15 protein-coding genes are annotated in these 17912 nt (G+C 43.2%); 7 read left to right on the top strand and 8 right to left on the bottom strand.

What is annotated here, in order from left to right:
• Nucleotides 1-403: 403 nt before the first annotated feature.
• The 7 genes from QVO66_RS06540 to hemW form a co-directional block, all read right to left on the bottom strand.
• Nucleotides 404-1423 carry a zinc ribbon domain-containing protein gene (locus QVO66_RS06540; protein ID WP_288172693.1) on the bottom strand — a complete coding sequence of 340 codons (1020 nt, stop codon included), beginning with the start codon at nucleotides 1421-1423 and terminating at the stop codon, nucleotides 404-406.
• 48 nt (nucleotides 1424-1471) lie between these two features.
• Entirely contained in the window at nucleotides 1472-3343 is a 1872-nt protein-coding gene (locus QVO66_RS06535; RefSeq protein ID WP_288172692.1) for a peptidase U32 family protein, read from the bottom strand.
• Nucleotides 3336-4253, bottom strand: a complete 918-nt coding sequence (metA, locus tag QVO66_RS06530; RefSeq protein WP_021854637.1) for a homoserine O-acetyltransferase MetA — start codon at nucleotides 4251-4253, stop codon at nucleotides 3336-3338. Before metA ends, QVO66_RS06535 begins: the two co-directional genes overlap by 8 nt.
• A 211-nt stretch (nucleotides 4254-4464) precedes the next feature.
• Nucleotides 4465-6504: a M13 family metallopeptidase gene (locus QVO66_RS06525; RefSeq protein WP_288172691.1), complete on the bottom strand. Its 2040-nt coding sequence runs from the start codon at nucleotides 6502-6504 to the stop codon at nucleotides 4465-4467.
• 34 nt (nucleotides 6505-6538) lie between these two features.
• The gene (locus QVO66_RS06520) at nucleotides 6539-8500 is read right to left on the bottom strand and encodes an ABC-F family ATP-binding cassette domain-containing protein (RefSeq protein ID WP_021854635.1); all 1962 of its coding nucleotides are present in this window, start codon (nucleotides 8498-8500) and stop codon (nucleotides 6539-6541) included.
• A 300-nt stretch (nucleotides 8501-8800) separates the two neighbouring features.
• Nucleotides 8801-8971 carry a hypothetical protein gene (locus tag QVO66_RS06515; RefSeq protein WP_288172690.1) on the bottom strand — a complete coding sequence of 57 codons (171 nt, stop codon included), beginning with the start codon at nucleotides 8969-8971 and terminating at the stop codon, nucleotides 8801-8803.
• A 438-nt stretch (nucleotides 8972-9409) separates the two neighbouring features.
• The gene (gene hemW, locus QVO66_RS06510) at nucleotides 9410-10534 is read right to left on the bottom strand and encodes a radical SAM family heme chaperone HemW (RefSeq protein WP_021854633.1); all 1125 of its coding nucleotides are present in this window, start codon (nucleotides 10532-10534) and stop codon (nucleotides 9410-9412) included.
• A gap of 158 nt (nucleotides 10535-10692) precedes the next feature.
• Between hemW and QVO66_RS06505 the strand changes: the two genes are divergently transcribed.
• The 4 genes from QVO66_RS06505 to QVO66_RS06490 all read left to right on the top strand — a co-directional run bounded on the left by QVO66_RS06505 (nucleotide 10693) and on the right by QVO66_RS06490 (nucleotide 16230).
• The gene (locus QVO66_RS06505) at nucleotides 10693-12855 is read left to right on the top strand and encodes an elongation factor G (RefSeq protein ID WP_021854632.1); all 2163 of its coding nucleotides are present in this window, start codon (nucleotides 10693-10695) and stop codon (nucleotides 12853-12855) included.
• Between the two features lie 397 nt (nucleotides 12856-13252).
• Nucleotides 13253-14812 carry a sensor histidine kinase gene (locus tag QVO66_RS06500; RefSeq protein ID WP_021854631.1) on the top strand — a complete coding sequence of 520 codons (1560 nt, stop codon included), beginning with the start codon at nucleotides 13253-13255 and terminating at the stop codon, nucleotides 14810-14812.
• Between the two features lie 8 nt (nucleotides 14813-14820).
• Nucleotides 14821-15519: a response regulator transcription factor RprY gene (rprY, locus tag QVO66_RS06495; protein ID WP_021854630.1), complete on the top strand. Its 699-nt coding sequence runs from the start codon at nucleotides 14821-14823 to the stop codon at nucleotides 15517-15519.
• A 141-nt stretch (nucleotides 15520-15660) separates the two neighbouring features.
• Nucleotides 15661-16230, top strand: a complete 570-nt coding sequence (locus tag QVO66_RS06490) for a hypothetical protein (RefSeq protein ID WP_021854629.1) — start codon at nucleotides 15661-15663, stop codon at nucleotides 16228-16230.
• 155 nt (nucleotides 16231-16385) lie between these two features.
• On the opposite strand, the gene QVO66_RS06485 is transcribed toward QVO66_RS06490, so the two are convergent.
• Nucleotides 16386-16565 carry a hypothetical protein gene (locus tag QVO66_RS06485; RefSeq protein ID WP_021854628.1) on the bottom strand — a complete coding sequence of 60 codons (180 nt, stop codon included), beginning with the start codon at nucleotides 16563-16565 and terminating at the stop codon, nucleotides 16386-16388.
• 226 nt (nucleotides 16566-16791) lie between these two features.
• Between QVO66_RS06485 and rpsF the strand changes: the two genes are divergently transcribed.
• The 3 genes from rpsF to rplI all read left to right on the top strand — a co-directional run.
• The gene (gene rpsF / locus QVO66_RS06480; protein ID WP_021854626.1) at nucleotides 16792-17136 is read left to right on the top strand and encodes a 30S ribosomal protein S6; all 345 of its coding nucleotides are present in this window, start codon (nucleotides 16792-16794) and stop codon (nucleotides 17134-17136) included.
• Between the two features lie 3 nt (nucleotides 17137-17139).
• Nucleotides 17140-17409, top strand: a complete 270-nt coding sequence (gene rpsR, locus QVO66_RS06475; RefSeq protein ID WP_021854625.1) for a 30S ribosomal protein S18 — start codon at nucleotides 17140-17142, stop codon at nucleotides 17407-17409.
• Nucleotides 17410-17427: 18 nt separating this feature from the next.
• A partial coding sequence (gene rplI / locus QVO66_RS06470; protein ID WP_288172688.1) for a 50S ribosomal protein L9 occupies nucleotides 17428-17912 on the top strand: 485 nt, incomplete at its 3' end.

The raw sequence follows: 17912 nt of genomic DNA, 5'->3' as shown, positions 1-17912 counted from the left end.
CTGAAGCAGCTCTATCAGTATCTGAATGCGCATCATCGGTCTCTGGAACGAAATGATTTGACATGGATTATAATGCATGGGTTGATTGTTGTGGATACAGTGTAATAATGATTTGTATTATTGCAGGATTTCGTATTGATATGTTGGGTATATGATAAATTTGCTGATAATAATGTGATATGATTTTCTTGTCTGAGAAATAAAAGTAAAGTATGTGCGTTGGCTTAATGTGTGATGGATTTTTCTGTGATTATTGTATAAACTGAAAGTCTCATGACATACTTTGGTTCCAAATTATTAACCTATCGTTTACGGCAAAAAACTAGGCCACTTTTACTTTAAAAGTGGCCTAGTTTTTTGCCGTAAACATCTGCTTACATTTTACAATTCTTAAGTTATTTGTCTACGTGTTCATTGCTCCGCATTGTGGGCAAATACCCTTGTGTCTTAGACCTGCTCCACATTTGCCGCAGGTGTAGTTGCATTTAGCACGTTTGAAGTAGATTTTTATTGCAAAGTAGGTGTATGCGGCCAAGAGTGGATAGCCTATGTAATAAAGTGTGGCTATAGAGAAGATTATATAGTTTGCGGCGCAGATGCCAGCCAGCCCGCAGAGATATAGTAAAGCTTCCGCCGGTGGCAAAAGGCGACGTACAATGTCGGCTACAGCCAGAGAAAGAATAAGCATAGTCCATACGGCAGCCAAGAAGATGGCTAGGACGGGTGGTACATTTAGAGGATTGAGCGTGGGATGGAAGTAGAAATGGCGCCATGTGTCTGGCTCAAAGTTCTGTATGCTTGAGTAGATGACTGCAGCTGTAGCCACGGTGAGGGCTAGCAGCGTGGGATAGAATGTGCCTATGTCATTGAAGTGAACTATTCTAGCATTGCGGCGCAGTAGGGTGCGCATAAGATATGCCACGGATATTGTGCTGATGACGATAAGAAAGATGAGAAGGTGGGTATCGGAGAATATTGATATGAACTGTGATATTGGGTCGCTGGGTACAGTTGAAGCCAATAGCATCTGCTCGCGTGTCCAACCGAAGGTTTCTTGGTCACGTGCTACTTGTATCCATACAGAATCGGCAGTTGCAGATGGCATAACTCTGATGTCGGCAACGACGATATGGTCGTGCTTGTAGACGGATACAGAGTCGGTTTGCATACCGTTAAGCAATTCTTCTGGCTGCTGGCGCAGCAGTACGAGCGAGTCGGCCTTCACCACGAAGTTGTAGTTTAACGAATAGTGGTGGGTGCGTTCAAAAGCTGCTGTGTCTGGCTGTGCAGTAGCTACCGTTTTGGTTTTACTGCGCCCCGTGTTGTGATAGCATGACGACAGCATTGATGCCTGTATCACAAGGATTGTCAGCATGCAGGTGTATAGGGCTTTAGCGGCGTATTTGTTTATTGTTTGTTGCATGGCTATGTATTGCGAGTGTTTCTTGTCGGGAAGGAGACCGGATTAAATCTACTTGTCGGCAATGACGTTCATTTGGCATCGTGCACAGTCAAACTGCAGTTTGAAACGGCGGCCGTCTGTCATGCGCAGGTATAGGGGACCTTTGAGGCTATGTGGGTGTCCGCCTTGGCGTGTGCACATGCCCAGAGCATGACGCAGGCAGTAGCGGCACTGCATGAGCAGGGCGTGTGGCGGCATGTTGATTTCTGGGGCTGGTATCGCTTTAGTTTGTTGCGACTTGTAGAATTCTGCCGCCTTGTTGTTGGCAACATTATACAGATACGGATAGGCTGCAGGATATGTGTTGCTGTCGCCTTTTTCTGTTTTTGTATTTGCCGCCTTGCTACTTGCCTCCGTGCGTGCGTCTGCTGTAGCCTGTCTGAGGGCTTGCTCTAGTTTTTGGATAATGTCGCGTCTCATATGTGACAGAAGGCTCGATGGTATAAACGTTTTTATTCCATCTTGTGGAACTGACACGTCGGTGCACTTAAATGGTGTGTTGCCAAGTCGTGTAAGTTGACGCACAATATTGTCGGTCTGTGGTTTCTGCGCAGTTTGCGGCTCACATTGTAACTCTGTAATGGCACTGACACTGTCGGCAGTTGCCGTCAGTATTATGTTGCCTGGGGCAGATTCTTTCAGACTCATTGTTATGTTTATCTTGCGTTCGGCACTTTTGCCCGTAAGAAGTTTCTCGAATGCTTGGTCGCTGTTGCGGTAGAGAGCCTGGCCGCGACTCAATCCGGAAGGCATCCTTTGAGGGAATATGGTGTTGCCTTGTGCCCTGTTGACTCTGAATCCCTGCAGCTCGTCATTTCCGTTGAAAAAGCACAGGCCATCGCCATTGGAAAAGGCTGCAGTGCCAGCTACGGTAATATCGTTGCGGTTTATTGACTTTACCGTGCCCACATACTGACCTATAGCCTTTGGGGTGAGTGGTGAACTCATGTCAGCGCTGCGTCCATCTGCAAAATAGTGGGTGAAGCCTCGACTGAATGTCTTATCAAGATTTGGTTCAAAAGTATAATTGCTGCGGCCGAGCGAAGCGCGGCAGTAGCGTCCGTTGCTGCGTGCTATTATATCGTTAAGCTTGCGGCTGTAGGCTGCAGTTACGTTTTTCACGTATGTTATATCCTTTAGCCTGCCTTCAATCTTGAGCGATGTAGCTCCACAGTCGAGCAGTGTCTCGAGGCGGTCTATGAGGCATAGGTCCTTGAGTGACAGCAGGTGGCGTCCGCGTTCAATGACGTTGCCGTGTTCATCCTCTAAATTGAATTTTAGGCGACAGAACTGGGCGCATTCGCCCCTGTTGGCACTGCGCCCAAAACAATACTGCGAAGCGTAGCATTGTCCTGAATAGCTTACGCACAAAGCACCATGGACAAACACTTCGAGTTCGACATCCGGCACGGCTTTGTGAATTTGTGCTATCTCTGTTGCCGAGAGTTCACGGGCAAGTACGACACGGCTGAATCCCTGTGAGGCTAGCCATTTTACTTTATCTGCTGTACGGTTATCAGTCTGCGTACTGGCATGGATGGGTATAGGCGGAAGTCCGTCTCCAGAGGCAATCATTGAGGCTAGAGCCATATCTTGTACCAGTATGGCATCTGCACCAGCCTCATATAGTTGCGATATAAGCCCTTTGGTGGCACAAAGTTCATTATCATAGATAATGGTGTTCACAGTCACGTAGACTTTGGCCATGAACGTGTGGGCATACTCGCACAGGGCCTTGATGTCGCTGAGGGTGTTGCCTGCAGCGGCTCTTGCTCCGAAGCGGCTCGCTCCTATATATACGGCATCTGCTCCGTGATCGATGGCGGCTATGCCGCATTCCTGGTTTTTGGCCGGAGCCAAAAGTTCTATAGCTTTACTCAATTTTGTTTATGTCGTAAGGGGTTTCTTGATATACGTAATAGTTAATCCAGTTGCTGAAAAGAAGATTGGCATGAGCTCGCCAGCGCACCAACGGAGGATTGTCCGGGTTGTCGTCTGCATAGTAGTTTATAGGCATCTCCACATCGTCACGCTTGCCTATGTCGCGGCGGTATTCTTTGTCGAGTGTATCAGGTGAATATTCGAGATGACCTGTTATGAAGAACTCTCTTCCGCCGCGGGCCATCACTATGCTTACACCGCTTTCAGCTGACTCGGCTATGAGCTGTAAGCCTGAAGTTGCCTCAATATCCTGTTTTCGTATTTCTGTGTGTCTGCTTTGTGGCATGTAGAAGTAGTCGTCGAAGCCTCTGAATATGGGCAAAAGCGGCATGAGTGTGTGTTGCTTGAACACACCGAACATCTTCTTTGGCAGTGGATATTTGGGTATGCCATAATGATAGTAGAGCCCTGCCTGTGCAGCCCAGCATATATATAATGTGCTGGTGACATGATTGCGTGCCCATGCAAAAATTTTAGTTACTTCCTCCCAATATGTCACTTCTTCGAAAGCATAGTTCTCAACCGGTGCACCGGTAATTATCATTCCGTCGAACTTTTTGTCTTTCAGAACGTCAAAATCTTTATAAAAAGCCATCATGTGCTCGATTGGAGTATTCTTCGGTGTGTGGCTTTTAAGCTTCATGAAGGTTATATCCATCTGTAGTGGTGTGTTCGACAGCAGACGTATCAAGTCGGTCTCTGTCGTAATCTTCAGAGGCATGAGGTTTAATATGACGATGTGCAGGGGGCGTATGTCCTGCGTGTGAGCCCTGGAGCTGTCCATGACAAAGATATTCTCTTTCTTAAGAATGTCTATTGCCGGCAGCTTGTCTGGTATTCGTAATGGCATCTTTTTATTCTCTCTTTCTCATTAACGTGTGGCAAACTTACATAAAAAAAACGATATAGCGTATGATTGGCACCGAAAAACTTTTGTGGGGATGAAGTTTGTCATATAAAAAAGCCCCATGGGAAAGTTTCCATGGGGCTATCAGATATCAGCCTGCTTTCAGGCTTGATTAATTCAACATGTCTTCAACGATGTTGCCACTGAGGTGAAATTACCAAAGTTTTACTCGTTTGTCTGCCGGCAGATAAAGCTTGTCTGTAGGTTTAACGTTGAAAGCTTCGTACCATGCGTCGATATGTGGCAGTGCACCGTTTACGCGCCATTCGCCGAGAGAGTGAGGATCGCTCTTTGTACGGTTACGTATCTCCTCTTCTGTAATGTTTGCAGCCCATACGCCTGCATAAGCCAAGAAGAAACGCTGGTCGGCTGTAAGGCCGTCAATCTCTTTCAGAGGAGCGTCCTTTGTGGCGTTCTTATATGCATTGTATGAAACCTGCAGACCGCCGTGGTCGGCAATGTTTTCGCCAAGTGTGAGTTTACCGTTGGCATTGAGGTCAGGCAGAACTTTGATTGCAGAGAAGAAGTCAACGCAAACCTGTGCACGCTTATTGAAGTTTTCAGCGTCGCTGGCTGTCCACCAGTCAATCATATTTCCGTTCTTGTCATAGTTGCGTCCCTGATCGTCGAATCCGTGAGTCATCTCATGGCCGATAACAACACCGATGGCACCATAGTTGAATGCGTCGTCTGCTTCAGGATCAAAGAAAGGACGCTGCAGGATTCCTGCCGGGAAGCAAATCTCGTTGGTTGTCGGATTATAGTATGCATTGACGGTCTGAGGTGTCATGAACCACTCATCCTTATCAACCGGTTTGCCTGCACGATAGTTGATGTCCCACTCGTTCCAGAATTTGCGGCAGTTCTGTACGTTCTCATAGTAAGACAATTTGGGGTCGATTGTCAGGCCTGACATATCTTTCCATTTATTTGGATAACCGATCTTTACGTAGAAAGCATCGAGTTTGTCGAGTGCAGCCTTCTTTGTGTCGGCACTCATCCAGTCCTGAGCCTTGATTCTTTCAGCAAGAGAAATCTGCAGATTCTTTACGAGCTTTTCCATACGCTCTTTTGAAGATGCGGGGAAGTAACGCTCAACATACATCTTGCCGAGAGCTTCACCCATCTGGCTTTCTACCTGACTTGTTGCACGCTTCCAACGTGGATGGTCTTCCTTACGGCCAGACATTGTCTTTCCGAAGAAGTCGAAGTTGGCAGCTATTACGTCATCGCTCAGGTAGCCTGCTGCTGAGAGGATAACATCCCATTCCATATAAGCACGCATTTCGTCGGCTGTCATCTCAGAGAGAATCTTGTCTGCACCCTTTACGAAAGCAGGCTGACCTACAACGAGTTCCTTGAAGTACTCGCTCTTTACGCCTTCTGCGTTCAGAAGTTGTGTTAAGCCTACGTGAGGATAGTTGCTCTCAAAGTTCTGAATAGTCATCTTGTTGTAGTTGGCAGCAACGTCACGCAGCTCTGTGCTTGACTTAGAAACCTTTGCCAGCGCAGTTTCTACTTTCATGATGCTCTCCATCTTCTTCTTGGCAGCAGCGTCAGAGAAACCAAAGAGTTTGAACATACGCTCAATATGCTTCTTGTAAGCCTCTCTTATGGCTGTTGTTGCGGGGTCTGTGTCAAGATAATATTCCTTCTGGCCGAGGCATATACCACCCTGATATATATTCAGGATGTTCATTGTGGCGTTCTTTTCATCAGCTCCAAATCCGATGCCCATAGGTACTCCATAGCCGAATGTAGCATATTTAAGCTGCACCTTGCGGAGGTCAGCCACGGTCTTGGCCTTTTCTATCTCATTTATGAGCGGCATAACAGGCTTTACGCCTTCCTTGTTGCGGCGCACAGAGTCCATTGCAAGCTTGTAGAAGTCGCTTAACTTGCGCTCTGTGGTGCCCTGCGGATATTCTTTCTTCAGCAGGTCGCTCAAGATTGTGTTAACGCGTTTGTTGTTGTCGAGTCCGAGCTGATCAAAGCTTCCGAAGCGTGAATAAGCTGCGGGCAGCGGATTGTTTTTCATCCATCCGCCACATGCGTACTGATAGAAATCATCAGCTGGTCTGACACTGTTGTCGAGATTCTTCAGGTCGATTCCCGACGTCAGCTGTGCCTGTGCGCCTGCTGTCAGTGAGGCAGAGGCAAATAGCACTGCTGGGATAATGTGTTTCATTTTCATAATTTTTTTAATTTAAGTTGATGGTATTTGTCTGTTACATATATTTTTCAAGTTCTTCCGACAACTGCTCCCATCTCTCAACTTCTTCATCGAGAGTTTTCTTTACAGATGTATATTCGTTTATCAGCTTCATGTCACTGGCCCTTTCGGGTTGACATAGCATTTCGTCGAGTTCCTTAAGACGCTTTTCAAGCGTCTCGATTTTTGCTTCAGAGTCCTTTACGGCCTTTTCAGCCTTACGTATTTTCTTCTGTTGCTCTTTGCGTTCTTCATACGATTGCTTGGCCGAGTTTTCAGCCTGTTGCTGCTCATTGCATGTTGAGTTGCCTGAGCTTGCTGGCTGTTGTATCGTTGTCGTTGCTTGGTGATGACCAAGAGAGTCGAGTGAGTCGATGTTATGAGTCTGTAGAAAGTCGTATATTCCGCCGATATGCTCTCTTACTTTTCCGCCTCCAAATTCATAGACCTTGGTTACCAGTCCGTCGAGAAACTCGCGGTCGTGGCTTACAATGATGGCCGTGCCGTCAAAAGCTTTGATGGCCTCTTTTAGGACATCCTTCGACGGCATGTCGAGATGGTTGGTCGGCTCGTCGAGAATCAGCAGGTTAACCGGTTCGAGCAGGAGCTTTATCATTGCGAGTCGGCTGCGTTCGCCACCACTGAGCACTTTCACTTTCTTCTCAGATGCTTCGCCTCCGAACATAAAAGCTCCGAGTATGTCGTTAATCTTTAGTCGGATGTCTCCTTTGGCTACATTGTCTATTGTCTGGAACACCGTAAGCTCCTCGTCAAGCAGCTGTGCCTGATTTTGGGCAAAATAGCCAATCTGAACGTTATGGCCAATCTTAAGCGTTCCGGTGTATGGAATCTCGTTCATTATACATTTCACGAGTGTTGATTTTCCTTCTCCGTTCTTTCCTACGAAGGCTACCTTCTCGCCACGTTTTATTGTGAGTGTTACATGGTCGAACACGGTATGAGTGCCATAATCCTTGCGCACTTCATCGCATATTACAGGATAGTCGCCGCTGCGCAGGCATGGGGGAAACTTGAGGTGCATTGCCGAGTTGTCCACTTCGTCAACTTCTATAGGCACAATCTTCTCGAGCTGCTTTATGCGGCTCTGCACCTGTACAGCCTTTGTGGGCTTGTACCTGAAGCGTTCAATGAAATCTTTTATGTCGGCTATTTCCTTCTGCTGGTTCTCGTAGGCACGCAGTTGCTGCTCGCGTCGTTCGGCTCTGAGCTTCACGTACTCGTCATATTTCACTTTATAGTCAACCACCTTGCCACAGCTTATTTCGAGCGTGCGGTTGGTCACATTGTTGATGAATGCACGGTCGTGGCTTACCAAAACCACGGCTTTTGCGCTTTGTGCAAGAAACTGTTCGAGCCATTGTATGCTCTCAATGTCGAGATGGTTGGTAGGCTCATCTAGCAACAGAACGTCCGGCTTCTGCAAAAGAATCTTTGCCAGCTCTATACGCATACGCCATCCTCCGCTAAACTCACTTGTAGGACGTGACATGTCCGAACGCTCAAATCCAAGACCTGTCAAAGTGCGCTCTATGTCAGCTTCATAGTTCTCTGCGCCCATCATCATGTATCTTTCGTGCTCTTGGGTGAACTTCTGAACTAGAGCCATATATTCATCACTGTCATAGTCGGTGCGTTCTGCCAACTGTTGGTTCATCTTGTCGAGCCTTGCCTTCATTTCCGTATTTCCGGCGAAGGCCTTACGCGCCTCTTCACGTACTGTTGTGTCATCCTGAAGAATCATCACCTGCGGCAGATAGCCTATGGTTGTTCCACTTGGTACAGCCACGACGCCCGCAGTTGGCTTTTGCATGCCGCAGAGAATCTTCAGCATAGTAGATTTGCCTGCTCCGTTTTTTCCGACCAGTGCGATTCGGTCGCGGTCGTTAATTACGAAGCTGACGTTGCTGAAGAGCGGCTTAACGCCAAATTCTACTTTTAGTCCTTCTACTGAAATCATTCTTTTCGTTTCTTTACGCTTACTATTTGTCAGCCGTGTTAGGCTTATTCGGCGTATTACTATTGCTTTAGGTGGCAAAATTAAATAATTTTATCTTTAAAACCAAACAATAGCAAGAAAAAGGATGCCGCTATGAGGAACATTCGACCGATTAAAGCCTTCCTTTGTCTGTTCAAAATGGTAAATGTAAAGGCCTGTCGTATATAATCCGTTATTTTAGTAATAGTTGGTTGCCATTCTTTTATACATGCTGAATATGTTTATATGTTGATGTTTCATGTCATTATTTATGATAATGGTTTATGTCGCATAGAACTTTTGGCCGTTTGGACTTTCTGTTTTGGTTTTACTTTTTGATGCTTTTGTCTTTTGTTTTCTTTCAATTTGATTTTTGCAGACCTCTTCAGACTGAGTTATTTTGAAAATAAAATCATTTGGACGTGAAAATTGGCCTAATTCGTGTGCATCCATAAGTTATTGCATTACAATGAACTATGCGAGAATGTCGGGTTGTGTGCAATGGAAACTGATGTAAAACAGTTATAATAAACCGTTTCTTGATAGGAAAACGGCTTGTTTTTGAACGTAAAAACATAGTGTTTTGGGGTGTAATACGATGCTTTTTGTATCATAAAACAAAGCTTTTTACAGACTTTGTAAATATTGTTTACTGCCTTCCGGCTGTTTTTGTCTCATCTTGTTTCTATTCTAGCTAAAAACTCATACAAAACAGCAGTGACATTCTGTAATGTCTTTTAGTAAATTGGCAGCACGTTGCTTTGCAAGGTGTTGAAATGGTATATTATGATTTTATTGTTTTGTCCACGTAGGAACAGATGAAAATGCTTAAGTTTTTTTATGCCATAATTTCGTTAATATTATTACCGGTTGCCAGATGAGAATGCATGACTAAACAATCATAAGGTCGCTCATCACCATGTCACTGATAAAGATTCCTTCGGCTGTAAGTCTTAGCCGGTCGTGCCGTATCTCTAGTAGTCCTTGCTCAATATGTTTGCCGGCGGCAGAAATAAGCGTGTTTCTGTATCTTTTACCCAAACGCGTTTCCATGGCGTTTAGATCAATCCCGTCTGATGTGCGTAGGGCAGTGGTTATGATGTCGTTGAATGTTGTGTCGTTGTCTAGTTCTTCACGCTCCATAGGTATGATGCCGTTATTAATTTCCTCGATGTATAGTTTTAAATCGGCCACATTCCACTGTCTGGAGTTAAGGTCAAACGAGTGAGCGGCTGCGCCAAGACCGATATATGGCACTTGATGCCAATAGCTGCTGTTATGACGTGAGCGATATCCTGGACGTGCAAAGTTGCTTATTTCATAATGTTCATATCCGGCATCAGTAAGTTGGCATACAAGCTCTTTGAACATTGTCAGGCTCAGTTCCTCGTCAATCTCTTTTACCTTGCCAGTGTCGAGCATTTTCCATAATGGCGTGTCTTCTTCATACATAAGACTGTATGCCGAGATGTGTTCTACGTTTAGAGCCAAAGCGGCAGATATGTCCTCCTTCCACTGGCTTAAACTTTCGTCAGGGAATCCAAACATCAGGTCGATGCTTATATTTTTGATGCCTGCTTCTCTCAGCAATTTTACGGCATGTTTCACTTCGTCAGAATTGTGACGTCTGTGTAGAAGACGGAGTCTGCTGTCTGCAAATGTCTGCGCACCCATGCTTACACGGTTTATAGGCAGACGGCTTAGCATGTTTGTAAACTCCGGAGTGATGTCATCAGGGTTGCACTCCATTGTTATTTCGGCATTTCTGTCCACGTCATACACATTATTTATATATAGAAACAGTTGGGTAAGTTCAGCCTCGTCCAGCAACGAAGGCGTGCCTCCGCCAAGATATATAGTGGAGAAAGGTTCGCGGATATAGTTTTTCCTTAATTCCATTTCGCGACAAACCGCATTTATGTATTTCTTGCGTAAGTCAAGAAGTGTGGTCGAGTAGAAACCGCAATAAATGCAGCGGCTCTTGCAGAAGGGTATATGGATGTATATGCCGGCCATTGTTTATTAGATGTTTCAGTTTCGTTTTCTTTATTTTAATGCAAAATTACTAATATGTTTTAATTTTTTGACGCTTTTTTGTGTTTTCTTTTGCTTGTTTGCGCAAAAAATCGTAACTTAGAGGCCAACATAAGTTATTAACTTAAATCTATAATAATATGAGAGTTTATCAAACTAACGAGATTAAAAACATTGCCTTGCTTGGCAGTGCGGGCTCAGGCAAGACTACTCTTGCCGAAGCTATGTTATATGAGAGCGGACTGATTAAGCGCCGCGGTTCTGTAGAAGCAAAAAACACAGTAAGTGACTATTTCCCTGTTGAACAAGAATACGGCTACTCGGTATTTTCAACTGTTTTTAATGTAGAGTGGAACAATAAAAAACTTAATATCATAGATTGCCCGGGCTCTGACGACTTTGTCGGCGGCGCCATCACAGCCCTTAACGTTACTGACCAGGCTGTTATATTAATCAATGGTCAGTATGGTCCTGAAGTTGGTACACAGAATAACTTCAGATACACTGAGAAACTGAAGAAGCCGGTTATCTTCCTTGTAAACCAGCTCGACAGCGATAAGTGTGATTTCGATTCGATAATAAGCAGCATGCAGGACATTTATGGTCCGAAATGCGTCCAGATACAATATCCGATAACTACAGGTCCAGGCTTTAATGCCCTTATTGACGTCCTTCTGATGAAGAAATATTCATGGAAGCCCGAAGGCGGTGCTCCTATCATAGAGGATATACCGGCAGAGGAGATGGACAAGGCAATGGAACTTCATAAGGCTCTTGTGGAGGCCGCAGCAGAGAACGATGAAACTCTGATGGAGAAATTCTTTGAGGAGGAAACTCTCACAGAGGACGAAATGCGTGAAGGTATACGTAAAGGATTGGTTACACGTTCTATATTCCCTGTTTTCTGTGTTTGCGCAGGAAAGAGTATGGGTGTTCACCGCCTGATGGAATTCTTGGGCAACGTAGTTCCGTTTGTAAGCGAAATGCCTAAGGTTCATAACACACGTGGTGAGGAAGTTGCTGCAGAAAGTGCAGGACCTGAATCTATTTACTTCTTTAAGACAGGCGTTGAGCCTCATATCGGAGAAGTTTCTTACTTCAAGGTTATGAGCGGATGCGTTAAGGCCGGAGACGATTTAAGCAATGCCGACCGTGGCTCAAAAGAACGCATTGCAAATATTTATGTTTGTGCAGGAGCTAACCGTCAGCCTGTTGACTGTCTTAATGCCGGTGATATTGGCTGTACTGTTAAGCTGAAGGACGTTAAGACAGGCAACACTCTTAATGGAAAGGATTGTGATAATAGATTCGACTTCATAAAATATCCTAACTCTAAGTATTCTCGTGCCATTAAGGCTGTCAATGAGGCTGACACAGAAAAACTGATGGCTGCTTTGTTGAAGATGAGACAGGAAGATCCGACATGGGTAATAGAGCAGAGCAAGGAGCTGAAGCAGACAATAGTTCATGGTCAGGGTGAGTTCCATTTGCGTACACTAAAATGGCGCCTTGAGAATAATGAGAAACTGCAGGTTAAGTTTGTTGATGCCAAGATTCCTTATCGTGAGACCATCACTAAGGCTGCACGTGCAGACTATCGTCATAAGAAACAGTCGGGTGGTGCAGGACAGTTTGGTGAGGTTCACCTTATTGTTGAGCCTTATGCAGAAGGTATGCCTGATCCTGTAATGTACAAGTTTAACGGTCAGGAGTTCAAGATGAACATCAAGAGTAAGGAAGTAGTTGACCTGGAGTGGGGCGGCAAGCTCGTGTTCATCAACTCTGTTGTCGGTGGTGCTATTGATACACGCTTTATGCCTGCTATTTTGAAGGGTATTATGGAGCGTATGGAGCAGGGACCTCTGACTGGAAGCTACGCACGTGACGTACGTGTTGTTGTTTATGATGGAAAGATGCACCCGGTTGACAGTAATGAACTTTCATTCATGTTGGCAGCCCGCCATGCTTTCTCTGATGCATTTAAGAATGCTGGTCCGAAGATTCTTGAGCCTATTTACGACCTTGAGGTTTATGTTCCGGCAGATTTTATGGGTGATGTCATGAGCGACTTGCAGGGACGTCGTGCCCTCATCATGGGTATGGACAGCGAAGCCGGTTATCAGAAACTGCAGGCCAAGATACCTTTGAAGGAACTTGCAAACTATTCTATCTCGCTGAGCTCTATTACAGGCGGACGTGCTTCGTTTACCACGAAGTTCGCAAGTTACGAGCTTGTTCCTAACGACATACAGCAGGCTCTGATACAAGAGCATGAGGCAGAACTTGCTGATAAAGACGAATAACAATAATGAATCAGCCGTGTGGAGTAAATCCCACGGCTGTTTTTTTTATGCTGATATTGCATGTTGAATAGTTTGTTTGAAAAATTATGGCTTATTGTGATCTTGCTATTTTTATAAGTGTTATGCCGTTTCTTGCTTGTATATAAAGTCTGTTTTATTCTTTTTGTATAATGCCGTTTCCTTGGTATGCCATGAATGCCATTGCACTATATATAACCTTATAGTTCTTTACAATTATTCTTCATGCTGTTCTGTTTAATTGCAAGAACTTTTGTGAAGGCCTTTAACTTGATAATTATTAATTATCGTATGCTTATTTGGTTAATATAGATAAATTTTGAATAATTAATTAACAAAATAATTTGGCTTTATTTATTTTTACCATATATTTGCCAATATGAAAAAAGCAACAATTTGGACAGTAGCAATCGTGATGGGACTTTCATTCCTTGTGCTGCTCTTTATGCAAATAAAATATATTGAAGAGATGGTGCACATGAAGAAAGAACAGTTTGACGAGTCTGTAACAAAGGCTCTGTCTCAGGCTGCCCGTAACTTGGAACTGAATGAGACATTAAGGTATCTTGAGAAGGATGTTAACGCGACAGAACGCCGTGCATTCAAACAAGATTCGGTTGGAACTCGTTCGGGTGAAATGGACGGCACTGTCCAGCATTCACATCAATACTCTGTTGTTGATAAAAACGGTACGATGTATTCGTCTTTTGAATTAAAAACGATAACAATGAAGCCGTCCTCAATGCCCAAAGCGATGATTCTGCGTAATGACAAGAACTCGATATCAGAGGCAACAAAGTCAATGAGGGAAATTGTGAAAAACCGTTATATCTATCAGAAAGCTTTGCTTGACGAGGTCGTTTACAGCATACTTTATACTGCTTCCGAAAAACCGTTGAAGGAGCGTATAAACTTCAAGATGCTTGATCAGGACATTAAGACGGAGCTGATGAACAATGGTATTGATATTGCCTATCATTTTACGGTTTCGACACAAGACGGAAGAGAAGTATACAGATGCCCTGACTATACGGATGAAGGTGAGGAATATACTTATTCGCAGGCATTATTCAGAAATGATCCTTCATCGAAGGCTGGAATTGTCAAGATACATTTCCCTGATATGAACAGCTATATTTTCAGCAGTGTACGTTTTATGATTCCTTCTATTGCGTTTACTGTTGTGTTGTTGGTGACATTTATTTTTACAATTGTAGTTATATTCAGGCAGAAACGTTATACTGAGATAAAGAATGACTTTATAAACAATATGACTCATGAATTAAAAACTCCTATAAGCAGTATTTCTCTTGCTGCACAGATGCTCAATGATGAAAGCGTAACTAAGAGTCCTGTTATGATGAAGCATCTGGGAGGAGTTATTAATGACGAGTCGAAGCGTTTGCGCTTCCTTGTAGAAAAGGTGTTGCAGATGTCAATGTTTGACCGCAAGAAAGCCATATTTAAAAAGAAAGAGCTTAATTTGAATGAGTTGGCTGAAAATGTTGCTAATACGTTTACATTGCGTGTAGAACATACAGGAGGGCATATAACGACAAAACTGAATGCAACGGAACCGACAATCTATGTTGACGAGATGCATTTTACGAATGTTATTTTCAACTTGTTGGACAATGCTGTTAAATATCGTGATCCTGAGCGACCGGTAGAATTGTTTATTAATACATGGAATGACAAAGAGCATCTTTACTTGTCGGTTAGAGATAACGGATTGGGCATAAAAAAAGAGAATCTTAAAAAGATTTTTGAGAAGTTCTATCGTGTTCATACCGGAAATGTGCATGATGTCAAAGGCTTTGGCCTTGGCTTGGCATATGTAAAGAAAATCGTAGAACTGCATAAGGGTGAAATACATGCAGAAAGCGAAAAAGGAAAAGGAACGAATTTTATAATAACATTACCTATAATTAAAAAATAAGAAAGACTATGGATGAGAAATTGAAAATTCTTTTATGCGAAGATGATGAGAATTTAGGTATGCTCCTTCGCGAATATTTACAGGCAAAGGGTTATAGCGCAGAACTTTGTCCTGATGGTGACGCAGGATATAAAGCTTTCTTGAAGAGCAAGTTTGATATATGTGTACTTGATGTTATGATGCCAAAGAAAGATGGATTTACATTGGCTCAGGAAATAAGACAGGCCAATGCTGAAATTCCAATCATATTCCTCACGGCAAAAACATTGAAAGAGGATATTCTTGAGGGATTCAAGATTGGTGCTGATGACTATATCACAAAGCCGTTCTCAATGGAAGAGCTTGTGTTCCGTATAGAGGCTATCCTGCGTCGTGTACGTGGTAAGAAAAACAAAGAAAATACTGTTTATCATATCGGACGTTTTACTTTCGATACTCAGAAGCAGTTGCTTACCATTGACGACAAGCAGACAAAGCTTACAACTAAAGAGAATGAGCTTCTTGCTCTTCTGTGCTCTCATGCTAACGAGATTCTGCAGCGTGACTTCGCACTGAAGACAATATGGATTGACGATAACTACTTCAACGCACGCTCTATGGACGTTTACATTACAAAGTTGCGTAAACATCTTAAGGACGACGACCAGATAGAAATCATCAACATTCACGGCAAGGGATACAAGCTCATCACTCCTGAGCAAGAATAAACATAAGCCTTGAACGATAATAATAAAACAATCCTCAGAACCGAATATACCGGCTCTGAGGATTGTTTTTTTATATTATTATAAGTTATTTGTTTTTTATATAATAAAATTATATATTTGCAGAAACGACAGAAATTGACTATGAAACTTGTTGACAGGTATGTGATTACTGAAAGTCCCGCTTCCTCGGTTTTGGAATTGGGCTTTTGCCTTATTTTGGCTGGCGGTTTGTTGGACGGCTATTGTAAACCATGGTATGTCGCAATCTCCGTAGTTATATTCATACTTGTAATATTTTCTGTTGTATTGAGTCTGTTTATACGCAGGCAGAAAATTGTAATTGATTCACGAGGTATTCATTGTTATGAACGTTTTTTATTTAAGATAACCAAGCACGATTATCCATGGTCACAGGTGAGCAGATGCTATATTGACTGGTGGCATTATTATTCAATGCCGGTGCGCAGGCTTGTTGTCGTTACAAAATTGTCAAACAGCAACAGTAAGTATCATGATATAGATCTTAAGGATTTTGAATTGGCTTTCAGAATGAGTAGTTTGAAACGTGCTATCTTAGAATATAGTAATAATGCCGAAATTTTCGATGAGGAGCAGACTTCGGCCAATAGAAAAAGTGAAATGCTCTATTGGTTGATTATTGTGTTGGTACTTATATTGGTGTTCTTGTGTGTGCAGATTTCCGACTATTGAGGCCTGCATAATTGCCAGATGTGTAATGTGCTGATAGCTAGAGGTTTGTAAAAAAATACAGTTTCGCAGTCAAAAAGATGTCTTTTATTTCGCGTTTTATGGCCTTTTACAATGTAAAATGGCATTAATTGCGAAATGTCGCGTTTCCGGTATGTTTAATATTTGCTTTCCTTTTTCAGAAGATACACGTGCCCAACTGCTCCAAACACCACCAGAGTCAAGGCCGAGATGATGAATGCGTTACTGTCGGTCCAACAGAAAGCGTAGCCGACAATCAGCAGAATGACGCCCAGATACATGGCTGCCAGTCCTGAAAAGCGTACGTATTTCTTCATATCAATAATTTTTTATGATCTTAATATTATAGGTGCAAAAATACAGATAAAAATCAATAAAGCAAGGCTTTGTATATGAAAGATTGGCAAAACAAGGCTTGTAAAGGTGAAATAAAGTTAAATATTATAAGTGCGTACATTAATAATGTCGGATATATCAGCGGAAAAGCGTACCTTTGCACCGCATTTTGCAAAATAATAAACAAATTAATCATTTTAAAGTAGTATGAATCAATACGAAACCGTTTTCATTTTAACTCCCGTTTTGTCTGATGAACAGATGAAGGAAACGGTCGCTAAATTCAAAAATCTGCTTACTGACAAAGGTGCGGAAATTCTGAATGAGGAGACCTGGGGACTGAAGAAGATGGCTTATCCTATTCAGAAGAAATCTACAGGTTTTTATTGCCTGATAGAGTTCAAGGCTGAGCCTAATGTAATTAACACTCTCGAGACTGGATTCCGTCGTGATGAGAAGGTAATCCGTTTTATGACAGTTAAGCTCGACAAGTATGCCGTACTGTATGCCGAGAAGAGAAGAAACAAATACGCTAAAAAAGAGGAGGCTTAAATTATGGCAGCACAAGAATCAGAAATCAGATATTTGACTCCGCCTTCAGTGGATACAAAGAAAAAGAAGTATTGCCGTTTCAAGAAGAGCGGTATAAAGTATATTGACTATAAGGATCCTGAGTTCCTTAAGAAATTCTTGAACGAGCAGGGTAAGATACTTCCCCGCCGTATCACAGGAACTTCTCTTAAGTATCAGCGCCGTGTGGCTCAGGCTGTTAAGCGTGCACGCCAGATAGCTCTGCTTCCTTATGTAACCGATTTGATGAAATAATTTGAAGGAGGAGACAGAATGGAAATTATACTGAAAGAAGATATTATCGGCTTAGGATTTAAGAACGATATCGTTAACGTAAAAGCCGGCTATGGCCGTAACTACCTGATACCTCAGGGCAAGGGTGTTATAGCGTCTCCTTCAGCAAAGAAGGTATTGGCTGAGAACTTGAAACAGCAGGCTCGTAAACTTGCTGCTATTAAGGCTGAGGCTGAGAAGAAGGCTGAGGCTCTGAAAGATGTTGCTCTTGTTATAGAGATGAAGGTAAGTGCTAATGGTGTAACTTATGGTTCTGTTAATGCCGCAACTGTAGCTGCTGAGCTTCAGAAGAAAGGCTTTGACATCGATCGTAAGATTGTTACAATGCACGATGCTAAGAAGGTAGGTGACTTTGTTGCTACCGTACACTTCCACAAAGAAGTTCTCGTAGAGGTGCCTGTAAAGGTTGTTGCTGAGAATGCTGCTCCTGAGGTTGAGGCTCCTAAGGCAGAGGAAGTTCCTGC

This window comes from Prevotella sp. CAG:255, from assembly GCF_000431195.1.
GTDB lineage: Bacteria > Bacteroidota > Bacteroidia > Bacteroidales > Bacteroidaceae > Prevotella > Prevotella rara.
The sequence above is the reverse complement of the archived record's forward strand: the minus strand, read 5'-3'. Positions and strand labels throughout refer to the sequence as shown.